Source organism: Microbacterium sp. Root322, from assembly GCF_001425645.1.
Taxonomy (GTDB): Bacteria; Actinomycetota; Actinomycetes; order Actinomycetales; family Microbacteriaceae; genus Microbacterium; species Microbacterium maritypicum.
Window position 1 is genome coordinate 228,223 of the sequence record NZ_LMCS01000001.1, and the last position, 20,111, is coordinate 248,333.

Genomic DNA, 20,111 nt, shown 5'->3' on the forward strand with positions numbered 1-20,111 from the left:
CTAACCGTTACCGGACGGTGATGCGCTCGTCATCAGGAGGCAGCGGGGCGGGCCGACATGGTCGCCGGATCGAACACGATCCGCTCGCGGGTGCGCTCGATGTCGGGGTCCGGCACAGGGATCGCCGACAGCAGGGCCTTGGTGTACGGGTGCTGCGGGTTGTCGAAGACATCGTCCACGTCGCCGTGCTCGACGAAGTCGCCGAGATACATCACGGCGACCCGGTCGGCGATGTGTCGGACGACGGACAGGTCGTGGGCCACGAACAGATACGACAGTCCGAGTTTGACCTTGAGGTCGTCCAGCAGATTGATGACACCGGCCTGGATCGACACGTCGAGCGCGGAGACCGGCTCATCGAGCACCAGAATCTTCGGGTTGGTCGACAGCGCCCTGGCGATGCCGATGCGCTGACGCTGTCCACCGGAGAACGCCTGCGGGAAGCGGTCGCTGTGCGCGGGGTTGAGTCCGACGAGGTCCATCAGCTCCTTGACACGCCGGTGCGCCTCGGCCTTCGGCGTACCGATGGCCGACAGCGGCTCCGAGATGATGTCCGCGACCGTCATGCGGGGGTCGAGGGCGCCCATCGGATCCTGGAACACGATCTGGATGTCGCGGCGCAGCGCCCGCTCCACTTTGTGGCTGCGGATGTCGTTGACGCTGGTTCCCGCGATCACGATGTCGCCCTCGGTCTGCTTGACCATGTCCATGATCTGGAGGAGCGTCGTGGTCTTCCCACTGCCGGACTCGCCGACGATGGCCAGGGTCTCTCCCTCGCGCACGTCGAAGCTGATGCCCTTGATCGCGTGCACCTCGCCGACCTTGCGCTTCAGGAACGCACCCTTGAGCAGGGGGAAGGTCTTGGTGAGGTTCTTCACCTCGAGGGTGATCGGTCGCTGTTCGCGGGGGAGCCGGGTCAGCGGGCTCTCGGGTGCCTCACGAACGGGGTACACGGGCAGACCTCCGAGCAGGCCGCCGTCGGTGATCTCGTTCGCGCGGATGCAGGCTGCACGGTGCTCCTCGCCGCCGGTGAGGACCGGCAGGAGCTCGGGCTCGCTGGTGCGGCACGCGTCCATGACGATGGGGCAGCGGTCGGCGAACGGGCAGGCATCCGGCAGGTTGATCAGCAGGGGAGGGTTGCCCTTGATCGGGGTGAGAGGCTCCTTCTCCGCCTTGTCCACACGAGGGATGGCACCGAGGAGACCGATCGAGTAGGGCATGCGGGTCTGGTGGAACAGCTCGCGCACCGGCGCCTGCTCGACCGGCTTGCCGGCGTACATGACCATCACATCGTCGGCCGTGCGGGCGACGACTCCCATGTCGTGGGTGATCATCATCACGGCGGCACCGGTCTCGGCCTGGGCCTTCTCGATCAGGTCGAGGATCTGCGCCTGGATCGTGACGTCGAGAGCCGTGGTGGGCTCGTCGGCGATGATCAGCTTCGGGTCGTTGGCCATCGCGATGGCGATGACGACGCGCTGCCGCATGCCGCCCGAGAATTCGTGCGGGAAGGACTTCATCCGCTTCTCGGGCTCGGTGATGCCGACCAGCTTGAGGAGATCGATCGAGCGCGCCGTCGCCTCCTTGATGCTGAGGTTGCGGTGCACCGTCAGCGCCTCGATCAGCTGCGCGCCGATCGTGTACACCGGGGTGAGAGAGGTCAGCGGGTCCTGGAAGATCATCGAGATCCCGTTGCCGCGGATGGTGGAGAGCTGCGCGTCGGTCTTGCCCAGGAGTTCCTGGCCGTCGAACACGATCGACCCTGAGACCTTGGCGTTCTCATCGAGCAGGCCCATCACCGCGAGAGAGGTGACGGACTTGCCGGAGCCTGACTCGCCGACGATGCCGAGGGTCTTTCCCGCTTCGAGGTCGAAGGAGACGCCGCGCACGGCGTCGACGCGGCCTGCCTCGGAAGCGAAGCTGACCTTGAGGTCGCGGACGGAGAGTACGGGGCTCATGCGCGGCCTCCTGCAGCCGAAGTGGGATCGAGGGCATCGCGCAGTCCATCGGCGATGAGCGCCATGGACACGGTCAGCATGGTGAGGACCAACGCGGGGAAGTAGAACAGCCACGGCGAGCTGGTGATCGAGGAGCTGCCCTCACCGATCAGCGAGCCGAGCGAGACATCGGGGATCTTCACACCGAAGCCGATGAAGGACAGGCCGGTCTCGGTCGTCACCGCCGCGACGATGCCGAGGGTGAAGTTGATGACCAGCAGGGATCCGATGTTCGGGATCAGGTGACGCGTCACGATGCGCAGGCCGCGGACGCCCATGTAGCGCGCGGCTTGGACGTACTCCCGCTCACGCAGCGAGAGCGTCATCGTCCAGATGATGCGAGCGGGGAAGAACCAGCTGACGAAGATCATCACGAACGCGATGACCCACCACACGCCGCCGGAGTCGTTCGAGATGATCGACAGCAGGAGGAAGGTCGGCACGACCATCATGAAGTGGATGACGAGCAGCGCGATTCGCTCGAACCAGCCGCCGAAGTACGCGGCGGCGGTACCGACGAGCGCGGAGAGGATCGTCGTTCCCACCGAGACCGTGATCGCGATCATGAGGGATCGCTGCAGGCCGATGGCGGTCTGCGTGTAGGTGTCGTTGCCGGCACCGTTGGTCCCGAACCAGTGCGCCGCGGACGGCGGCTGGCTCAGCGCGAGGAAGTCCATGCTGTCGACGGCGTACGGCGACAGCAGCGGACCCAGCGTGGAGAAGAGGACCAGCACGAGCAGGACGACGACGCCGCCGACGGCCGGCTTGTTGCGCATGAACCGGCGCGTGTAGAGCGTCCACTTGGACAGCGACTTGTCCGCGGCGCGGTCGGCGCTGGACGGCGCTGCCGGCGGCTCGACGAGGGGATCGATCATATCGGTGGTCATAATCAGCTCACCCTCACTCGCGGGTCGAGAACGACGACGATGATGTCGGCGAGCACCGCACCGATCGCTGTCAGCACGGCGCCGAAAGCGGCGACGGCGACGACGCCGTTGATGTCGTTGTTGTTGATGGTGTCGAGGAAGTACCGCCCCATGCCCTGCCAGGCGAAGATGCGCTCCGTCAGGATCGCGCCGGTGAAGATCGTCGGGATCGTGAACGCGACCTGCGTCGCGACCGGGATGAGCGACGTGCGCAGGGCGTGCTTGCGGACCGCCTGCGCCTTGGTCAGCCCCTTGGCCCGGGCGGTGCGCACGTAGTCGGCGTTGATGTTGTCCAGCAGCAGCGACCGCTGCAGGAAGTGGTACTGGGCGTAGCCGACGATCACGAGCGCGATCGTGGGCAACGTGAGGTGCTGCAGGGTGTCGACCAGCACGGGGAAGAAGCCGGTGACGCCGGGGCTCGAGGAGCCGGTGACGTAGAAGATGCGGACGCCGGTCCACTCGTTGAGGGAGATCGCGAGGAGCACCACGGCGAGTCCGGCGACGATGATGTTCACATTCATCGTGATGATCGAGGTCGCCTGGCCGATGCGGTCGGCGAGCTTGTACTGACGCGAGGCGGTGTAGACACCGAGCCAGATGCCGAGCACCGCCGCGATGATCGTGGCCCCGAGAACGAGCTCGGCGCTGACCCACATGCGGTACGAGACCTGCTCGTTCACCGACTGACCGGTGGGACTCACACCCCAGTCCCAGCGGATCAGGATGCCGCTGAACCAGTTCCACCACCGCTCGATCAGCGGAACCGTGTCGCTGAGGTTGCGGGGGATGAGGACGTTGTCGATCTGCTCCGGGGAAAGCGGAGGTCGGCGCCCGACGTAGTTGCTGCGCGGATCCAGGAAGCCCCACGCCAGGAAGAACGTGAGATTCGTGGCGACCACGATCATGAGCAGCCAGCCGAGTGCTCGGCGCAGGAGGTACTTGATCAAGGGGGGTCAGTCTTTCTCTTCTACAGACGCGCTCGGGATCTGCCGACGCAACGCTGAGTCAGTTGGATACACAATCGCCATCCACCGAACTCTGCGACGCGACGACCATCACGGGGTGTATGACGGAGTCTTATCGCTTGCGGGATCCGGTGTCACGGATTTTCCCTGGCAACTTCGGGAGACTATCACCGGTATGCCCGAATCGGGGATTAGCCTCCCCTGACCGTAGAATCGAGTGGACATGTCCCCACGCGCTCTCACTCCTCTTCAGCCTGCTGCGACGCCGGCTGCGCAGATCCGTAACTTCTGCATCATCGCCCACATCGATCACGGCAAGTCGACGCTCGCCGACCGCATGCTCCAGATCACCGGAGTCGTCTCCGATCGCGACATGCGTGCGCAGTACCTCGACCGCATGGACATCGAGCGCGAGCGCGGCATCACCATCAAGAGCCAGGCGGTCAGGATGCCGTGGGAGCTCGATGGTCAGACCGTCGCTCTGAACATGATCGACACGCCCGGTCACGTCGACTTCACCTACGAGGTCTCGCGTTCGCTCGCGGCCTGTGAGGGAGCGATCCTGCTCGTCGACGCCGCACAGGGCATCGAGGCGCAGACTCTCGCAAACCTCTACCTGGCGCTCGAGAACGACCTGCACATCATCCCGGTGCTCAACAAGATCGACCTGCCGGCCGCCGACCCGGAGAAGTACGCCAAGGAGCTGGCTTCACTCATCGGCGGCAAGCCGGAGGACGTGCTGCGCGTCTCGGGCAAGACCGGTGTCGGCGTCGAAGAGCTGCTCGACCGGTTGGTCCAGGAGATCCCCGCGCCGACCGGCGACGCGGATGCTCCGGCCCGCGCGATGATCTTCGACTCGGTGTACGACGCCTACCGCGGTGTGGTCACCTACGTGCGCATGGTCGACGGAAGCCTGTCACCGCGCGAGCGCATCCAGATGATGTCCACCGGAGCGAACCACGAAGCCCTCGAGGTCGGCGTGTCGAGCCCGGAGCCGACTCCGACCAAGGGGCTCGGCGTCGGCGAGGTGGGCTACCTCATCACAGGTGTGAAGGATGTGCGCCAGTCGAAGGTCGGCGACACCATCACCACGTCGCGGAAGCCGGCATCCGAGGCCCTGCCGGGATACACCGACCCGAAGCCGATGGTCTTCTCCGGGCTGTACCCGATCGACGGCAGCGACTACGCCGAGCTGCGCGAGGCCCTCGACAAGCTCAAGCTCTCCGACGCTTCCCTCGTGTACGAGCCGGAGACCTCGGTCGCGCTCGGTTTCGGTTTCCGCTGCGGCTTCCTCGGACTGCTGCACCTCGAGATCATCACCGAGCGTCTGGCCCGCGAGTTCAACCTCGACCTCATCACGACCGCGCCCAGCGTGATCTACGAGGTACTGACGAGCGACACCGGCGAGACCGTCACCGTGACCAACCCAAGCGAGTATCCCGACGGGCGCATCGGGTCGGTGTCGGAGCCGATGGTCAAGGCGGCGATCCTGCTGCCCAAGGACTACGTCGGCACGGTCATGGAGCTGTGCCAGTCGCGTCGTGGAACGCTGCTCGGCATGGAGTACTTCTCCGAGGAGCGCGTCGAGCTGCGCTACAACATGCCGCTCGGCGAGATCGTGTTCGACTTCTTCGACCAGCTCAAGTCGAAGACGCAGGGCTACGCCTCGCTCGACTACGAGCCCTCAGGGCAGCAGGAAGCCGACCTCGTGAAGGTCGACATCCTCCTCCAGGGCGAGAAGGTCGACGCGTTCAGCTCCATCGTCCACCGCGAGAAGGCCTACGCCTACGGCACGATGATGGCCGAGCGTCTGCGCAAGCTCATCCCTCGCCAGCAGTTCGAGGTGCCGATCCAGGCCGCGATCGGTGCCCGCATCATCGCGCGCGAGACGATCCGCGCTATTCGCAAGGACGTGCTCGCCAAGTGCTACGGCGGTGATATCACCCGCAAGCGCAAGCTCCTCGAGAAGCAGAAGGAGGGCAAGAAGCGCATGAAGATGGTCGGCCGCGTCGAGGTCCCCCAGGAGGCGTTCATCGCCGCGCTCTCGGGCGACGTCGAAGGCAAGGACAAGAAGTAGCGAGCCTCGATCGCGCCCGCGGGATATGACGCCCCGCGGCGCGTGGGGGTGTTCGCTCAGGCAACGCGAAGTAGGGTGGAAGTCATGCGGCGCGGGACTTTCCGAGACGACACGGTGGACTATGCGGCCGTGGGTGCGACCCATGCGCCCGACCTGATGCAGTACCCGCCGGAGCGCAGCATCCCGGCGGAGGAGTCCTGGCGCATCGGCAGCGGCATCGAACGTTTCCAGACCGCCGGTGAAGCCCTTCTGTCGTGGACCGCGCAGCGTGCGGCCGGACTGTCGGTGGAAGACGTGCGTCCTGCGCCAGGGCCTGCCTATGCGGGCGTGAGCTTCGATGCCGAAGGCAATCCGATCGCGCCGAGCAAGCGCGACGTCGAGCCCCGCTACGACGCGGAGGGCATGCCCTTCGTCGGCGCGGGGATGACGCTGCACCTTCGAGGACGCGTCGCCGGCATGCGCGCCGATTCCGAGCTGCGAGTGATCTCCGTCACGGAGGAGACCCGACGCGTCGGCTTCGTCCTCGGGACGGTCGGCGGATCGGTGGTCAGCGGCGAGGAGTCCTTCGATGTGGACTGGCGCGAGGACAACGACGAGGTGTGGTTCACCGTCCGCGCGTTCGACGCGCCGAACGGTCTTCTCTACCGCACGATTCCGGCGCTCGTGAAGCGTCGCCGCCGTGAGCTCTTCGCACGCTACCTCCGGGCGATCTCCCCGCTCTACGCGACCCCGCTCTGATGGCGGGACCGCTTCCTCTCGGAGACCCCGCGCCCGCGGACGGGCACCTGCCGGCCGATCTTCCGATCGATACAACGGTGCCGTTCTCCGCGTATCTGCACATTCCTTTCTGCACTGTGCGCTGCGGGTACTGCGACTTCAACACCTACACGTCGACCGAACTGCGCGGGGCGAAGCAGGAGGACTACGCCTCGACCCTGATCTCCGAGATCGCGCTCGCCCGTCGAGTGCTGGGCGACGCGGGAGCGCTGCGGCCGATGGACACGGTCTTCTTCGGCGGCGGTACGCCGACGCTTCTTCCCGCAGGCGACCTCGCGCGCATGCTCGAAGCGGTGACCGGTGCCTTCGGCCTCGCCGATGGAGCGGAGGTCACGGTCGAGGCGAATCCCGACACCGTGACGCCCGAGGTGGCCAGCACTCTGGCGCGAGCCGGAGTCACGAGGATGTCGGTCGGCATGCAGTCGGCCGTTCCGCACGTGCTCGCCGCGCTCGATCGCACCCATCGCCCGGAGAACGTGCGCACCGCCGTCGCCGCAGCGAAGGACGCGGGGCTCGCGGTGAGCGTCGACCTGATCTACGGGGCCCCGGGTGAGTCGCTGTCCGACTGGGAGGCCTCCCTCGATGCCGCGCTGGTGCTCGAACCCGACCACATCTCCGCCTACGCGCTCATCATCGAAGACGGCACGAAGCTCGCCCGCCAGATCCGCCGCGGCGAGGTTCCGACTCCGGATGACGACCTCCAGGCCGACATGTACGAGCTCGCCGATGCCCGTCTCGCAGACGGCGGCTTCGACTGGTACGAGGTGAGCAACTGGGCGCGCACGCCCGATCGCCGTTCCCGCCACAACCTCGCGTACTGGCGGGGGAGCGACTGGTGGGGCTTCGGTCCCGGTGCGCACAGCCACGTCGCCGGTCTGCGCTGGTGGAACGTGAAGCACCCGGCCGCCTACGCGCAGCGTCTGGCGGCAGCCGAATCGCCGGCGGCCGGAACCGAGCGCCCGGACGACGAGTCGCGCACGCTCGAGCGCATCCTGCTGCTCAGCCGCATCCGCGAGGGGATCGCCGTCGATGACGTGCCGAGCGCGAACCGGAGCAGAGTCGCCGGGCTCATGGCCGACGGGCTCATCGACCCGGTCGCGGCGCTCCAGGGACGCATCCGGCTGACCCTGCGCGGTCGCCTTCTCGCCGACGCCGTGGTTCGCGAACTGACCGACTGACCGACGGCCGCCGTCAGCCGGGGAGCAGATCCATCGCGGCTGTTCGTCGCTGCGCCACCGTCGTACTGTCCGCATCGAAGAGTCGCGTCCGGCGACCCGATCCGTACGCGGGCCAGCCGGGGTCGCCCGTGGTCACGAACGCGACCCACGCGGCGTTCATCTCGGCGGCGAGTCCACGGGGAGCGTCAGGGCCGGCCATGCGCTGGGCCTCGGCATCCTCGAGCCGGTCGAACACGAAGCCGAGTTCCAGCGCGTGGGCCGCACGCAGGTCTCGGACCGGACTCGGCCATGCGAACTCGTAGACGTGCGTCGCGTCTGGGCGAGCGGCCGCCACCCGACTCAGGGGCGCCCGCAGCATCATGTCGGTGACGAGCTGCCCGAAGATCTCTCCGGTGATCGCTCCGGGGAAGGCCGAGCGGTACTCGGCGACCGCGCGCCGGGGAATCCGGGAGAGGATCCGGGCGGCTTGCATCTTGAACTCGCTGATGCCCGCGAGCGCCTCGGGTGGGAACCAGAGCCGATACTCGTCGGTGTTGCTGCCGATGAGTAGAGGAGTGTCGATCTCTGCGAGAACCTCGTGCGGCGACCGGGGAAGGCTGTCGGGGTCGATCGCGAACTGGTAGCCCGGTGCTCCGCCGAGCGGCGACGAGCCCGCGGCCTGCGCCCTGCGTGCTTCCAGGAGATGCTCGGGTGTCAGCGCCGCGAAGGACTCGCGGTCCGCTCGTACCCCGAGCCGCTTCGCGAGTTGCGCGGTCACCCGTCCCGCCTTCCGCGCCGTCTGCGCCTGGAGCGGCCCGGATTCGATGATGGCCCTGCTGATCAGCTCGCGGGAGCTGTCGCGAGCGAGGAGGCCGGCGACGATCGCTCCGCCGGCCGACTCGCCCATCGCGGTGATCCGCGCCGGATCACCGCCGAACGCGCTGATCTCACGGTGCACCCACTCCAGCGCGGCGGCGGCATCGCGCAGACCGAGGTTTCGGGGCGCGCCCTCCAACACCGAGAAACCCTCCGAACCCAGTCGGTAGTTGATCGAGACGAAGACGATGCCCGCCGTGGCGAAGACCGTGCCGTCGTAGAGGGGCAGCGCAGCGGTGCCTCGTTCCAAGGCGCCGCCGTGGATCCACAGCAGCACCGGCGCACCGGAAGCGTCCGATGGCGCCCACACGTTCGCGGTGAGGATGTCGTCGCCGTCGATGCGCACGGAGCCCAGCAGCTCGCCGATGGCACCGGCGTAGGGAACCTGGGGAGGGGTCGGGCCGAACCGCGTCGCATCTCTCACCCCTTCCCAGGCCAAGGCCGGACGCGGCGCGCGGAACCTGTTCTCTCCGAACGGCGCCTGCGCGTAGGGGATGCCGAGGTAGCGGACGATCCCGGCCTCCTCGGTGCCGCGGACGATGCCGCTCGACAAGGTGGCCTGGGGCGAGGTGGTCATGAGCGTCATCCTAGGGTCGTGCGCCCGAGGTACGGAGAATCCCGAGCTGCACGGGGTAGGATTGGCACTCTGAACGTCCGAGTGCCAGCGGAAGGGAAGGGTGATGGTCACAGAGCGAGGACTCCAGGTTCTCCGCGCGATCGTGCAGGACTACGTCGAGACCCACGAGCCCGTCGGCAGCCGATCCATCGTCGACCGGCACTCCTTCGGCGTCTCCGCGGCGACGATCCGCAACGACATGGCGCTGCTCGAGGACGAAGAGCTCATTACGGCTCCGCACACCTCGTCAGGGCGCGTGCCCACCGACAAGGGCTATCGGGTGTTCGTGAATCACCTCGCCCAGCTGCGACCGCTCTCGTCGGCTCAGCGCTCGGCGATCGAGTCGTTCCTCGGCGAGCCTGCCGACCTCGATGACCTGATGGTCCGCACGGTGCGGGTGCTCACGCAGCTGACAGGGCAGGTCGCGCTCGCCCAATACCCCTCCTTCGCGCGCGCGCACGTCACGCACGTCGAGCTGGTCGCGCTGGCGCCGAATCGGCTTCTCATCGTGCTGGTGACGGATGCGGGTGGAGTCTCTCAGCGCATGGCCGTCCTCCCGGAGGCGATCGACGATGCCGATATGGCGGTGCTTCGCGCCCGACTGTCCGCGTTGATCACCGGTCAGGGCATCGGCGAGGCCTCCGACCGTCTGCAGGCGTTGCTGGCCGCCGAGGAGAAGCCCCAGGATGCGGTGCTGCGCACGCTCGCCGGTGTCGTCGTGGACGAGCTCGGCGGATTCCGTCAGGAGCGTCTCGTGATGGCGGGAGCGGCGACCCTCGCGCGCCGGGAGCAGGACTTCCGCGGCAGCATCCACCCCCTCCTCGAAGCCATCGAGGAGCAGGTCACGCTGCTGCGTCTGATGAGTGAGATGGTGACGGACGAGCACGGGCTCGCCGCCAGCATCGGCACCGAGAACGCCCCGTTCGGGCTCGGTGAGGCGTCGATCGTCGCCAGCAACTACGCCGCGCCCAGTGGCACGGCGCGAGTCGGCGTGATGGGGCCGACGCGCATGGACTACCCGAGCAACCTCGCCGCAGCGCGGGCCGTGGCCCGCTACCTGTCGCGGATGCTCGATGAAGACGAGGCCGGCCGCTGACGCGGTCGCCGACAGTACACACGCAGAAAGGCGATCGTGGCGGACCACTATGAGGTTCTCGGGGTGTCCCGAGACGCTTCCACCGACGAGATCAAGAAGGCGTACCGACGTCTCGCACGGCAGTTGCACCCGGATGTGAACCCGGGAGAAGACGCTGCGGAGAAGTTCAAGCTCGTCACGCACGCGTACGACGTGCTCAGCGACGACGACTCCCGCCGACGCTATGACATGGGCGGCGGAGACGGCGCTGCGGGGAACTTCGGCGGGTTCGGCGGGTTCGGCGACATCTTCGAGACGTTCTTCGGCGCCTCGCAGGGCGGCGGACGCGGTGCGCGTCCGCGTTCGCGCCGAGAGCGGGGCCAGGACGCCCTCGTCCGCGTGACGCTCGATCTCGGAGACGTCGTGTTCGGAGCGCACCGTGACATCGACGTCGACACGGCGGTGCTGTGCGAGACGTGTCAGGGTTCGTGCTGCCAGGAGGGCACCTCCCCGGTCGCCTGCGACATCTGCGGCGGCTCCGGTCACGTGCAGCGTCAGGTGCGCAGCCTGCTCGGCAACGTCGTCACCTCCCAGCCCTGCGGCACCTGCGAGGGCTACGGCACGACGATCCCGTACCCCTGTGGCACCTGCGGCGGCCAGGGCCGTGTGCGTTCGCGCCGTACAGTGTCGCTCGACATCCCGGCCGGCGTCGAGACCGGACTCCGTCTGCAGCTGCCCGGCTCCGGCGAGGTCGGCAAGGCGGGCGGACCGAACGGAGACCTCTACGTGGAGGTGACGGTCAACCCGCACGCGGCCTTCAGCCGTGACGGCGACGACCTGCTCGCGACCTTGGAGGTGTCCATGACGGATGCGATCCTCGGCACCGAGACCAAGATCCAGGGGCTCGACGGCGAGGTCGACCTCGAGATCCGCCCCGGCGTGCAGTCCGGCGACGTGCTCACGATCAAGGGCCGGGGCATCACCCCGCTTCGTGGCACGCAGCGGGGCGACCTGCGCGTCGGCGTTCAGGTGCTCACTCCCACGCGGCTGGATTCCGCGCAGCGGGCGCTCATCGAGGACTTCGCGAAGAAGGCGAAGTCGCCCGAGCCGCAGCTGGCACAGTTCCAGCAGGGACTCTTCTCCAAGCTCCGCGACCGCTTCCGCAGCCACTGATCATGGCACTGCATTTCCTCGTCGAGTCGTCGACGGATGCCGCTGTCGGCGACCTCGTGTCGTTGACCGGGGCCGAGGCGAAGCACGCAGCCGTCGTGAGACGACTTCGCGTCGGCGAGGCGGTCACGGTCGGCGACGGTGCCGGAGTGTGGTTGGCCGGGACCGCCGAGGAGGTGTCTCCCGCTCGCGTCGATGTGCGCATCGCGGAGCGCCTCGAGCATCCTGCGCCCACGCCGCGGATCGTTCTGGTCCAGGCGCTGGCGAAGGGCGATCGCGACGAGCTCGCCGTGCAGGCCGCGTGCGAACTCGGCGTCGACGAGATCGTGCCCTGGCAGGCGAGCCGGAGCGTGTCGCGCTGGGAGGGACCGAAGGCGGCGAAGGGCCGCGAACGTTGGGCGACCATCGTGCGCGAGGCCGCAAAGCAGGCTCACCGCGCCTGGCTCCCCGACGTCGTCGCGCCGGTGTCGACCACGCAGCTCGCCGAGCGGGCGCGTGAGCAGCGCGTTCTGCTGCTCGATCCGACCGCGCCCGTGCGACTGTCGGAGATCGAGCCGGACGGCCGTGACCTGGTGCTGGTCGTGGGGCCGGAGGGAGGGATCTCCGAGGAGGAGCTCCGCCGGTTGTCGGAGGCGGGGGCCGAACGTGTGCTCCTCGGCGACACGGTGCTGCGCACCTCGACGGCGGGACCTGCCGCGATCGCCGTGCTGTCGGTCGCGCTCGGGCGATGGTGACGGCACCGCGAGCACACGACGACGGGCTCACGGCTGCGGGGTCGCTGTGGTCAGTAGACTTGTCGGCATGACGGACACCTCGATCTTCACGCGCATTCTGAACGGGGAGATCCCTGCCGAGATCATCGGCGAGACCGACCGCCTCTTCGCTCTGCGCGACATCGCCCCGCAGGCACCGGTGCATCTGCTCGTGGTGCCGAAGTCGGCGGAGTACCGCGATGTCACCGAACTCGCTGCGGGGGATCCCGCTCTGCTGGCCGAGATGATCGCCTTCGCGGGGACGCTCGCCAAGGAGCACACCGAAGACGGCGACTTCCGCCTCGTCTTCAACACCGGCGCCAACGCCGGACAGACCGTTTTCCACGTCCACGCGCATGTGCTGGCCGGCGGATTGACCGAGAAGAGCGTCGGTGCCTGAGAACCACGAACCCCAGGAGCGGAGCCTCGGCGGCCAGCCGCCCGAGGCGGTCGAGAAGATCTACGCCGACGGCGTCGCGATGGTCCAGCTGCTCGGGCCGCAGGACCGGCTTCTGCGGATGCTGGAGAAGGAGCACCGTGACGTCCAGGTGCTGGTGCGCGGCAACGAGATCACACTCAGCGGCACCGCCGATGCGGTCGCGAAGGCGAAGACACTGGTCGAAGAGCTTCTCGAGATGACCAGGGCAGGGCATGATCTGGCCCCGAGCGATGTCTCCAGCTCAGCACGCATGCTGCGGCAGGAGGGGGGCCCGCGTCCGAGCGAGGTCCTGGGCGAGGCCATCCTGACGACCCGCGGCAAGGTCATCCGTCCGAAGACCCTCGGGCAGAAGGAGTACGTCGACGCGATCGAGGAGAACACGATCGTGTTCGGCATCGGTCCCGCCGGTACCGGCAAGACCTACCTCGCGATGGCGAAGGCCGTGCAGGCGCTCCAGCGCAAAGAGGTCACCCGCATCATCCTCACGCGTCCCGCCGTCGAGGCGGGGGAGCGGCTCGGTTTCCTCCCCGGCACCCTGACCGACAAGATCGATCCGTACCTGCGCCCGCTGTACGACGCGCTCAACGAGATGATGGACCCGGAGATCGTCCCGCGCCTCATGGCGACCGGCACGATCGAGGTGGCACCTCTCGCCTACATGCGCGGCCGTACCCTCAACGACTCCTTCGTCGTGCTCGACGAGGCGCAGAACACCACCCCAGAGCAGATGAAGATGTTCCTGACCCGTCTCGGCTTCGGCACGCGGATGGTCGTCACCGGTGACATCACGCAGGTCGACCTTCCGCAGGGATCCTCGGGACTCCGCCTGGTGACCCGCGTGCTCGACGGCATCGACGACATCCACTTCTCCCGGCTCACGAGTGACGACGTCGTGCGGCATTCGCTGGTCGGACGCATCGTCGACGCGTACAGCGAATACGACGAGAAACGCACCGCGCAGCGGTTCGAGCGCGAACAGGCGGCCGAGTTCGCCAATCGGGCCGAGCGCAGGGGAGCACAACGACCAGGACCGCGTGACCGCGCGCCGAAACGAGGACTCTCATGATCGAGATCAACAACGAGTCGGCCATCGACGTCGACGAGGCCGTGCTGCAGCGGCTGACGGACTTCAACCTCGCGCAGCTGCACGTCAGCCCGGATGCCGAGGTGGCGATCGTCCTCGTCGACGAGGGAGCCATGGAAGCCCTCCACGTGCAGTGGATGGATGAGCCCGGTCCCACCGACGTGCTGAGTTTCCCGATGGACGAGCTGCGTCCCGGAACCGAGGACCGTCCGACGGCTCCCGGCCTGCTCGGCGACATCGTGCTCTGCCCGCAGGTGGCCGAGACGCAGGCTCAGGCTGCGGGCCACACTCTGATGGACGAGCTCATCCTGCTCACCACTCACGGGCTGCTGCACCTCCTCGGTTTCGATCACGCCGAGCCCGACGAGGAGCGTGAGATGTTCGGGCTGCAGAAGGAGCTGATCCAGGGCTTCGCCGCAGCTGAACGCCGGCGATGACCGCGGCTCTCCTCCTGATCGCCGCCGTGCTGCTGGTGGCGTTCGGCGGTCTCATGTCCGCGATCGACGCCGCATACGGAGTCACATCGCGCGCCGGGCTCGCCGACATGGCGACAGAGGGTCGTAGAGCCAAGGCGCTGGGTCGCATCGCCGCTGACCTCGACGCGCACGTGAACGCCGTGGCCTTCATCCGCGTGCTCGCGGAGGTCACAGCGGCCGTGCTCGTGACGGTGGCATTCACGATCCTGATCGACAACAACTGGTGGGCGATGCTCGCCGCCGCCGTCCTCATGACGGCCATCACGTTCGTGCTCGTGGGAGCGAGTCCTCGGTCGTTCGGTCGCCAGCACGCGGAGGCGATGATCCGCGGCACGGCCTCGATCGTGCGAGGGCTCCGGATCTTCCTCGGACCGCTTGCGCAGGGGCTCGTCCTGCTCGGCAACCGCGTGACGCCCGGCACGGGCCGCAGCTCCTTCACCAGCGAGGACCAACTGCTCAGCATGGTCGACGAGGCGGCGTCGAACGACCTCATCGAGGAGGACGACCGCGATCTCATCCACTCGGTCTTCGACTTCACCGATCAGTTCGTCCGCGCCGTGATGGTGCCCCGCACGGAGATGGTCACGGTCGATGCGACGGCGACCACGGACGAGGCGATGTCGCTCTTCCTGAACCGCGGTGTGTCCCGGATGCCCGTCGTCGATGACGATGCCGACGACGTCGTAGGAGTGCTGTACCTCAAGGATCTCGTGCAGTTCGCGTACCGCGACGACAGTGCGTGGCGCTCGGCGTCGATCCGGCCGATCGCCCGCCCTGCGACCTTCGTCCCCGAGTCGATGCGCGCGGAGACGCTCCTGCAGCAGATGAAGCGCGACGCCGTGCACGTGTGTCTGGTGATCGACGAGCACGGGGGGATCTCTGGCCTGGTCACTCTGGAGGATCTGATCGAGGAACTCGTCGGCGAGATCTCCGACGAGTACGATCAGGTATCGGCGGAATTCGTCGATCTCGGTCACGGGCGATACCGCGTGAGCGCCCGACTCTCGCTCGAGGATGTCGGCGATCTGTTCGGTCTCGAGCTCGAGGACGAGGACGTCGATTCGATCGGCGGTCTGCTCGGCAAGGCGCTGGGACAGGTTCCGCAGCCCGGGGCGACGGCTACCGTGGAAGGCTTGGTGCTCACGGGCGGCGCATCGCGCGGTCGTGGGCGAGGGATCGCGACGGTGTTCGTGGAACGTGCGGCGGGGGAACCCGACGATGTGCAGGATGAAGGAGATCGAGACGATGACTGACGACACTCGAAGCGGGTTCGTGACCTTCGTCGGCCGCCCCAATGTCGGGAAGTCGACGCTCACCAACGCGCTCGTCGGCGAGAAGATCGCGATCACCAGCGAGAAGCCGCAGACGACGCGTCGGGCGATCCGCGGAATCGTCAACCGGCCGGAGGGGCAGCTCGTCATCGTCGACACCCCCGGCATCCACAAGCCGCGTACGCTGCTCGGCGAGCGGCTCAACGATCTCGTCGAGCAGGTGCTGGGCGACGTCGACGTGATCGGCTTCTGTGTACCCGCCAACGAGAAGGTCGGCCCCGGAGACCGGCGGATCGCCGCCTCCCTCGACGGCTACCCGCGCGCGAAGAAGATCGCGATCGTGACCAAGATGGATGCGGCCGGGCGCGACGAGGTCACCGAGCGGCTGATGGAGGTCGACTCGCTCCGGGAGGACTGGGCCGCGGTCATCCCGCTGTCCGCGCTGACCCGTGAGCAGCTCGACGTGCTTTCTGACGAGATCCTCTCGCTGATGCCGCAGGGTCCTGCGCTGTATCCTGAGGGCATCACGACCGACGAGTCGGAAGAGGATCGGATCGCGGAGATGATCCGCGAGGCCGCCCTCGAGGGCGTGCGCGATGAGCTTCCGCACTCGATCGCCGTCGTGATCGACGACATCGCACCCCGGGAGGGCACCGACCTGACCGACGTGCATGCCTCGATCGTGGTCGAACGGGACAGCCAGAAGGCGATCATCATCGGGCACAAGGGAAAGCGGCTCAGCGAGGTGGGTGCACGCGCGCGTGTCGGGATCGAAGAGCTGCTGGGAACACGCGTGTTCCTCGGGCTGCATGTGAAGGTCGCGAAGGAATGGCAGCGCGATCCGAAGCAGCTCGGCAGGCTCGGATTCTGAGATGACGTCCGGCACCACGTCGATGGCGGCGGGAAGACCGCCGACCCCGGCGACATGAGCGGTCGCAGCGAAGACCCGGATCCGCTGCGCACCGAGGTCTTCACCCGAGTGTTCGACGAGCACTGGGCGGCAGTGCGCCATCACATCGAGGGTGTGGTCGGTGCGGAGGAGGAAGTCACCGAGATCGTCTCGGAGGTGTTCCTTCTCGCGTGGACGAAGCTCAGACCCGCGCGACCGCCGAGTCGCGTCTGGCTGCTGCGCGCCGCGGATCGGCGGCTACGTGCGCGTTCGGGTCGATCGTCCACTCCGTATGGCGCGCTCGACGCGGTGCATGTGGGCGTCTCATGCGATGATGCTCCGCCGGATCAACGGAACCGCGTCGAAGTCCTCCGGGCCTTGTCTGTCCTCACCCCAGCTCAGCGGCGTATCATCATGCTCACGTACTGGGATGGACTCGCGGTGGGGGAGATCGCGGAGTTGATGCGCGCTTCCGAGTTCCGGGTTCGCAAGACGCTGGATCGCGCGCGGGATCGCCTGAGTGCGGAGCTGGGACTGGAGGGGGTGGACAACAGGTGATGACTGACAACGCCGTGCTCGAACGGATGCTGAGCGACGCCGACCCCGCGCCGACGCCCCGTGACGCTGCGCCCGATGTCCGGGCGCTTGCCACTCGTGACCGCATCCTCCGCACGAGCACGGCACCGAGTCGTCGTCGAGTGCGTGCTGTCGGATGGGCTTCGGGTCTCGTCGCCGCGGCCGCATGCGCTGCGTTGGCCTTCACGCTGATGATGCCCACGGGAGCCGCGGTCGCAGGGACTCCGTCTCCGTTGGCCTTCGGTGAATCGGAGACGGTTGCGGAGATCGTCGATGCCGCCGAGGTCGATCTCGCGGCGGTTCCGGGGCCCGCGGAACCGGAGCGTCACGTGCGCGCCGCATCGTGGACCCTCTCTCTCGATGACGCGAAGATCACGCCGCAGTTCTCTGTGCTCACCTGGAACGCGGATCTCTCCGGGCGGGTGGTGATGTACGCCGGCGTGCCGTATGAATCCACTGACGCCGTCGCGAACAACAGCGCCGAGGTCCGCAGCAGCGGTGAGGTGACCATGGATCTCGTGATGTCACCAGGAGAGTTCAGCACGCCGGTTCCGGAGGCACCGGGTGCGTCGCACGATGAGCTCATGGCGGCGCTCCACGCATTCGGGATGCCGGATTCGCCGAACGCGTTCGAGGTCGCCACGGCGATCACATCGCTCATCGAGCAGTGGACTCTCACCAACGCGCAGCATGCCGAACTCCTGTCCATCGTCGAGAACACGGCGGGAGTCGAGGGACTCGGCATCGCGACCGACCGACTCGGCCGTTCCGTTCTAGGGATGCGGATGGTGTCGGGAGACGGTGACGCGAGCAACGTGCTTCTCGTATCGGCTGACACCGGGCGGATCGTCGGGCTGGAGACCATAGCCCTGCGTGACGTCGCAGGGGCCCCCGTCGGGGCAGTGACGGGTTATCGCATGTGGGGTCTGGGTGAAGGTGCGGCGGAGTGAAGAAGCTGACTGTTCTTGCCGCGATGACGATCGCTTCGCTTCTGACGACCATGATCACGCCGTCGATGGCGAGTGCGAGCACGGACATGGATAATGTCCATCCGGAGATCGCGGAGGCCCTGAGTCAGATCCCTGGTGGTGTCGTGATCGATGCCACCCACGCCTACTGGGCGGAGTGGGACATGGATCTGCGGGTGCTGGGCTCCGCGGGGCTGGCGGCCCGATCAGTCGGGAGCTGTGCTACCGGCAAGATCTGCGCCTACACTTCTGCGTCCCTGGTCAATATGTATGTCAGTTGGGGCGCCTGCTCGACGAGTCTCCCCGTACCGAACTCGTCTCAGTACGCCATGCGTTCCTTGGCCAATGCCCGCAGCACGGGCTATGCACAAGCTCGAAACGGCACGACGGTGCTGGCGACCGCGAATGCGGGAGGTTGGACGAACGTCTCAGGAACTCCGAACTTGATCAGGTGCGTGCTCTGAGCAGCTCTCGGGCTCTCGAGCTCTCTGGGTGATGCTCGACACGTCCTCGCGAAGGGATGATGATGGCTTGGCGATGGCTGGCGACGGCGTGGGGCCTTCCTGAGACGTGGGAGTTCGTCGAACACGACGTCCCTGCTCCCGAAACGGGCGAGGTCAGGATCCGCGTCCGTGCCGCGGGGGTGAACCCCGCCGACGCGAAGCATGTGGCTGCCGCCCGCCCGGGCGCCGAACTGCCCGTCCCGATCGGGTACGAGATCTCGGGGGAGGTCTCGGCGATCGGCGCGGACACCCGGATCGGTTCGGGCGCCGTCGACATCGGTGACGAGGTCATCGCCTTCCGCGTGCGCGGCGGCTACGCGACAGAGATCACCGTGCCCGCCGAGAAGGTGTTCGCGAAGCCGTCGACTCTCACGCATCCTGAGGCGGCGAACCTGCTGCTCGTCGGCACGACCGCCGCGGAGATGCTCGCCGTCACCGGTGCGGCGCCGGGGGAGACGATCCTTCTCCATGGCGCTTCCGGCGCTGTCGGGGTGAGTGTGTTGCAGCAGGCGCGACTCCGTGGCGTCCGCGTCATCGGATCGGCGAGCGAGGCCCGCTTCGAGGAGGTGCGACGGTTCGGGGGCATTCCGGTGGAGTACGGCCCGGGGCTCGCCGGTCGCGTGCGCGATCTGGCGGGCGATCCGATCGCCGCGGCGCTGGATGCGGTGGGGACGAACGAGGCTGTCGACGTGTCCCTCGAACTCGTCCGAGACCGTCGGCGGATCGTCACGATCGCCGCTGCCGGTAGAGCCGCGACCGACGGCATCACGTTCATCGCGGGTTCGATGCCCGAAAGCGCCCGCTTCCGCGACGAGGTGCGTGGCGAGCTGATCGCTCTGGCGCAGCACAGTGATCTCGTCGTCCCCGTGGCCCGTACCTTTGCCCTGGGCGAGGCACCCGCGGCGCATCGGCTCCTCGCCACCGGGCACCCCGGCGGCAAGCTCGCACTGGTCCCCGAGCGTTAAGGGCGGATGTCGTTCGGACGAGCTTCCGACGCTTCAAGCGCCTCCGGCTATGCCCGGAAGTAGAGGATGACGCCAGCCGCAGAGATCAACACGGCGACGACGAAGATCCACACAGCGAACGACAGCACGATCGTACGGGCAGACCTGACTGCATGATCGCCCTCATAGATCTCGCCCCCATTCGCCCTCAGCCGCCTCGCGACGACGGCGGTGAGACGGCGTCGTGAAGCCAGGACGCCGAGTCCGAATGCTCCCAGAACGACCGCAGCAACGATTGGCAGGATGAGTTCCCACGGCTCAGCGGGTGTCCCTCGAGGAGTCGGGGCCTCGTTCGCGCTGAACACGACCAGAGCCGCTCCGATGACCACGAATCCCAGGCCGATCAGCCGCGTCGTCCATGGGCGTTGCACCGCATTCACCGCTGCTCCACGATGGGATGCGATGACGTAGTTCCCCGCGACGATGAGGTCGGTCGTCTGCCGGGAGAGCAACGTCACGAGGACTCCGATGAGGACACCGAATCCGCCGATGAGGAACTCGATTCTCATCGCG

The 20,111-nt window shown here is 67.4% G+C and carries 20 protein-coding genes; 15 read left to right on the plus strand and 5 right to left on the minus strand.

Going from position 1 to position 20,111, the window contains the following annotated elements; genetic code table 11:
• Positions 1-32 precede the first annotated feature (32 nt).
• From ASC55_RS01100 to ASC55_RS01110, 3 genes are read right to left on the minus strand one after another with little or no spacing between them, the layout of a single operon-like run.
• Complete coding sequence (locus tag ASC55_RS01100; RefSeq protein WP_055872393.1) at positions 33-1,958, minus strand: ABC transporter ATP-binding protein; 1,926 nt, start codon at positions 1,956-1,958, stop codon at positions 33-35.
• The gene (locus ASC55_RS01105; protein WP_055867651.1) at positions 1,955-2,884 is read right to left on the minus strand and encodes an ABC transporter permease; all 930 of its coding nucleotides are present in this window, start codon (positions 2,882-2,884) and stop codon (positions 1,955-1,957) included. Before ASC55_RS01105 ends, ASC55_RS01100 begins: the two co-directional genes overlap by 4 nt.
• 2 nt (positions 2,885-2,886) lie before the next feature.
• On the minus strand, positions 2,887-3,870 hold the full coding sequence (locus ASC55_RS01110) for an ABC transporter permease (protein WP_055867654.1): 984 nt from the start codon (positions 3,868-3,870) through the stop codon (positions 2,887-2,889).
• A 241-nt stretch (positions 3,871-4,111) separates the two neighbouring features.
• On the opposite strand from ASC55_RS01110, the gene lepA reads away from it, so the two are divergent.
• The 3 genes from lepA to hemW all read left to right on the plus strand — a co-directional run bounded on the left by lepA (position 4,112) and on the right by hemW (position 7,920).
• Entirely contained in the window at positions 4,112-5,965 is a 1,854-nt protein-coding gene (gene lepA, locus ASC55_RS01115; protein ID WP_017830359.1) for a translation elongation factor 4, read from the plus strand.
• Positions 5,966-6,049: 84 nt separating this feature from the next.
• Positions 6,050-6,703 carry a DUF1990 family protein gene (locus ASC55_RS01120; protein ID WP_055872394.1) on the plus strand — a complete coding sequence of 218 codons (654 nt, stop codon included), beginning with the start codon at positions 6,050-6,052 and terminating at the stop codon, positions 6,701-6,703.
• Positions 6,703-7,920: a radical SAM family heme chaperone HemW gene (gene hemW, locus ASC55_RS01125; RefSeq protein ID WP_055872395.1), complete on the plus strand. Its 1,218-nt coding sequence runs from the start codon at positions 6,703-6,705 to the stop codon at positions 7,918-7,920. Before ASC55_RS01120 ends, hemW begins: the two co-directional genes overlap by 1 nt.
• 13 nt (positions 7,921-7,933) lie before the next feature.
• On the opposite strand, the gene ASC55_RS01130 is transcribed toward hemW, so the two are convergent.
• Positions 7,934-9,352: a carboxylesterase/lipase family protein gene (locus tag ASC55_RS01130; RefSeq protein WP_055873081.1), complete on the minus strand. Its 1,419-nt coding sequence runs from the start codon at positions 9,350-9,352 to the stop codon at positions 7,934-7,936.
• A gap of 103 nt (positions 9,353-9,455) precedes the next feature.
• On the opposite strand from ASC55_RS01130, the gene hrcA reads away from it, so the two are divergent.
• From hrcA to ASC55_RS01190, 12 genes are all read left to right on the plus strand, one after another.
• Positions 9,456-10,487: a heat-inducible transcriptional repressor HrcA gene (hrcA, locus tag ASC55_RS01135; protein WP_055872396.1), complete on the plus strand. Its 1,032-nt coding sequence runs from the start codon at positions 9,456-9,458 to the stop codon at positions 10,485-10,487.
• A gap of 36 nt (positions 10,488-10,523) precedes the next feature.
• Positions 10,524-11,639, plus strand: a complete 1,116-nt coding sequence (gene dnaJ, locus ASC55_RS01140; protein WP_055872397.1) for a molecular chaperone DnaJ — start codon at positions 10,524-10,526, stop codon at positions 11,637-11,639.
• A gap of 2 nt (positions 11,640-11,641) precedes the next feature.
• Positions 11,642-12,370 carry a 16S rRNA (uracil(1498)-N(3))-methyltransferase gene (locus ASC55_RS01145; protein WP_055872398.1) on the plus strand — a complete coding sequence of 243 codons (729 nt, stop codon included), beginning with the start codon at positions 11,642-11,644 and terminating at the stop codon, positions 12,368-12,370.
• Positions 12,371-12,437: 67 nt separating this feature from the next.
• On the plus strand, positions 12,438-12,788 hold the full coding sequence (locus ASC55_RS01150) for an HIT domain-containing protein (protein WP_017830366.1): 351 nt from the start codon (positions 12,438-12,440) through the stop codon (positions 12,786-12,788).
• A gap of 79 nt (positions 12,789-12,867) precedes the next feature.
• Entirely contained in the window at positions 12,868-13,893 is a 1,026-nt protein-coding gene (locus ASC55_RS01155) for a PhoH family protein (RefSeq protein WP_229778869.1), read from the plus strand.
• A complete protein-coding gene (gene ybeY, locus ASC55_RS01160) occupies positions 13,890-14,348 on the plus strand; it encodes an rRNA maturation RNase YbeY (protein ID WP_017830368.1) in 459 nt (152 codons plus the stop codon). The genes ASC55_RS01155 and ybeY overlap by 4 nt, the downstream gene beginning before the upstream one ends.
• On the plus strand, positions 14,345-15,640 hold the full coding sequence (locus ASC55_RS01165) for a hemolysin family protein (protein WP_055872399.1): 1,296 nt from the start codon (positions 14,345-14,347) through the stop codon (positions 15,638-15,640). Before ybeY ends, ASC55_RS01165 begins: the two co-directional genes overlap by 4 nt.
• On the plus strand, positions 15,633-16,529 hold the full coding sequence (era, locus tag ASC55_RS01170; protein ID WP_031206042.1) for a GTPase Era: 897 nt from the start codon (positions 15,633-15,635) through the stop codon (positions 16,527-16,529). Before ASC55_RS01165 ends, era begins: the two co-directional genes overlap by 8 nt.
• A 108-nt stretch (positions 16,530-16,637) precedes the next feature.
• Positions 16,638-17,105 carry an RNA polymerase sigma factor gene (locus ASC55_RS01175; RefSeq protein WP_235563066.1) on the plus strand — a complete coding sequence of 156 codons (468 nt, stop codon included), beginning with the start codon at positions 16,638-16,640 and terminating at the stop codon, positions 17,103-17,105.
• The gene (locus ASC55_RS01180; RefSeq protein WP_055872401.1) at positions 17,105-18,073 is read left to right on the plus strand and encodes a hypothetical protein; all 969 of its coding nucleotides are present in this window, start codon (positions 17,105-17,107) and stop codon (positions 18,071-18,073) included. The genes ASC55_RS01175 and ASC55_RS01180 overlap by 1 nt, the downstream gene beginning before the upstream one ends.
• Positions 18,070-18,555, plus strand: coding sequence for a hypothetical protein (locus ASC55_RS01185; protein WP_055872402.1), 486 nt, complete (start codon positions 18,070-18,072; stop codon positions 18,553-18,555). The genes ASC55_RS01180 and ASC55_RS01185 overlap by 4 nt, the downstream gene beginning before the upstream one ends.
• A gap of 62 nt (positions 18,556-18,617) precedes the next feature.
• The gene (locus tag ASC55_RS01190) at positions 18,618-19,559 is read left to right on the plus strand and encodes a quinone oxidoreductase family protein (RefSeq protein ID WP_055873084.1); all 942 of its coding nucleotides are present in this window, start codon (positions 18,618-18,620) and stop codon (positions 19,557-19,559) included.
• Positions 19,560-19,606: 47 nt separating this feature from the next.
• Here ASC55_RS01190 and ASC55_RS01195 read toward each other — a convergent pair whose 3' ends face one another.
• Positions 19,607-20,107 (minus strand): hypothetical protein, encoded by a 501-nt coding sequence (locus tag ASC55_RS01195; RefSeq protein WP_055872403.1) that lies wholly within the window; start codon positions 20,105-20,107, stop codon positions 19,607-19,609.
• Positions 20,108-20,111 lie beyond the last annotated feature (4 nt).

Bases quoted from the DNA above. Each gene is read 5' to 3' on its own strand.
- ASC55_RS01100 (WP_055872393.1), bottom strand. From the start codon at position 1,958: ATGAGCCCCGTACTCTCCGTCCGCGACCTCAAGGTCAGCTTCGCTTCC.
- hrcA (WP_055872396.1), top strand. From the start codon at position 9,456: ATGGTCACAGAGCGAGGACTCCAGGTTCTCCGCGCGATCGTGCAGGAC.
- hemW (WP_055872395.1), top strand. From the start codon at position 6,703: ATGGCGGGACCGCTTCCTCTCGGAGACCCCGCGCCCGCGGACGGGCAC.
- lepA (WP_017830359.1), top strand. From the start codon at position 4,112: ATGTCCCCACGCGCTCTCACTCCTCTTCAGCCTGCTGCGACGCCGGCT.
- ASC55_RS01150 (WP_017830366.1), top strand. From the start codon at position 12,438: ATGACGGACACCTCGATCTTCACGCGCATTCTGAACGGGGAGATCCCT.
- ASC55_RS01130 (WP_055873081.1), bottom strand. From the start codon at position 9,352: ATGACCACCTCGCCCCAGGCCACCTTGTCGAGCGGCATCGTCCGCGGC.
- ASC55_RS01190 (WP_055873084.1), top strand. From the start codon at position 18,618: ATGGCTTGGCGATGGCTGGCGACGGCGTGGGGCCTTCCTGAGACGTGG.
- ASC55_RS01180 (WP_055872401.1), top strand. From the start codon at position 17,105: ATGACTGACAACGCCGTGCTCGAACGGATGCTGAGCGACGCCGACCCC.
- ASC55_RS01120 (WP_055872394.1), top strand. From the start codon at position 6,050: ATGCGGCGCGGGACTTTCCGAGACGACACGGTGGACTATGCGGCCGTG.
- ybeY (WP_017830368.1), top strand. From the start codon at position 13,890: ATGATCGAGATCAACAACGAGTCGGCCATCGACGTCGACGAGGCCGTG.
- ASC55_RS01165 (WP_055872399.1), top strand. From the start codon at position 14,345: ATGACCGCGGCTCTCCTCCTGATCGCCGCCGTGCTGCTGGTGGCGTTC.
- ASC55_RS01155 (WP_229778869.1), top strand. From the start codon at position 12,868: ATGGTCCAGCTGCTCGGGCCGCAGGACCGGCTTCTGCGGATGCTGGAG.
- ASC55_RS01145 (WP_055872398.1), top strand. From the start codon at position 11,642: ATGGCACTGCATTTCCTCGTCGAGTCGTCGACGGATGCCGCTGTCGGC.
- ASC55_RS01195 (WP_055872403.1), bottom strand. From the start codon at position 20,107: ATGAGAATCGAGTTCCTCATCGGCGGATTCGGTGTCCTCATCGGAGTC.
- ASC55_RS01105 (WP_055867651.1), bottom strand. From the start codon at position 2,884: ATGACCACCGATATGATCGATCCCCTCGTCGAGCCGCCGGCAGCGCCG.
- era (WP_031206042.1), top strand. From the start codon at position 15,633: ATGACTGACGACACTCGAAGCGGGTTCGTGACCTTCGTCGGCCGCCCC.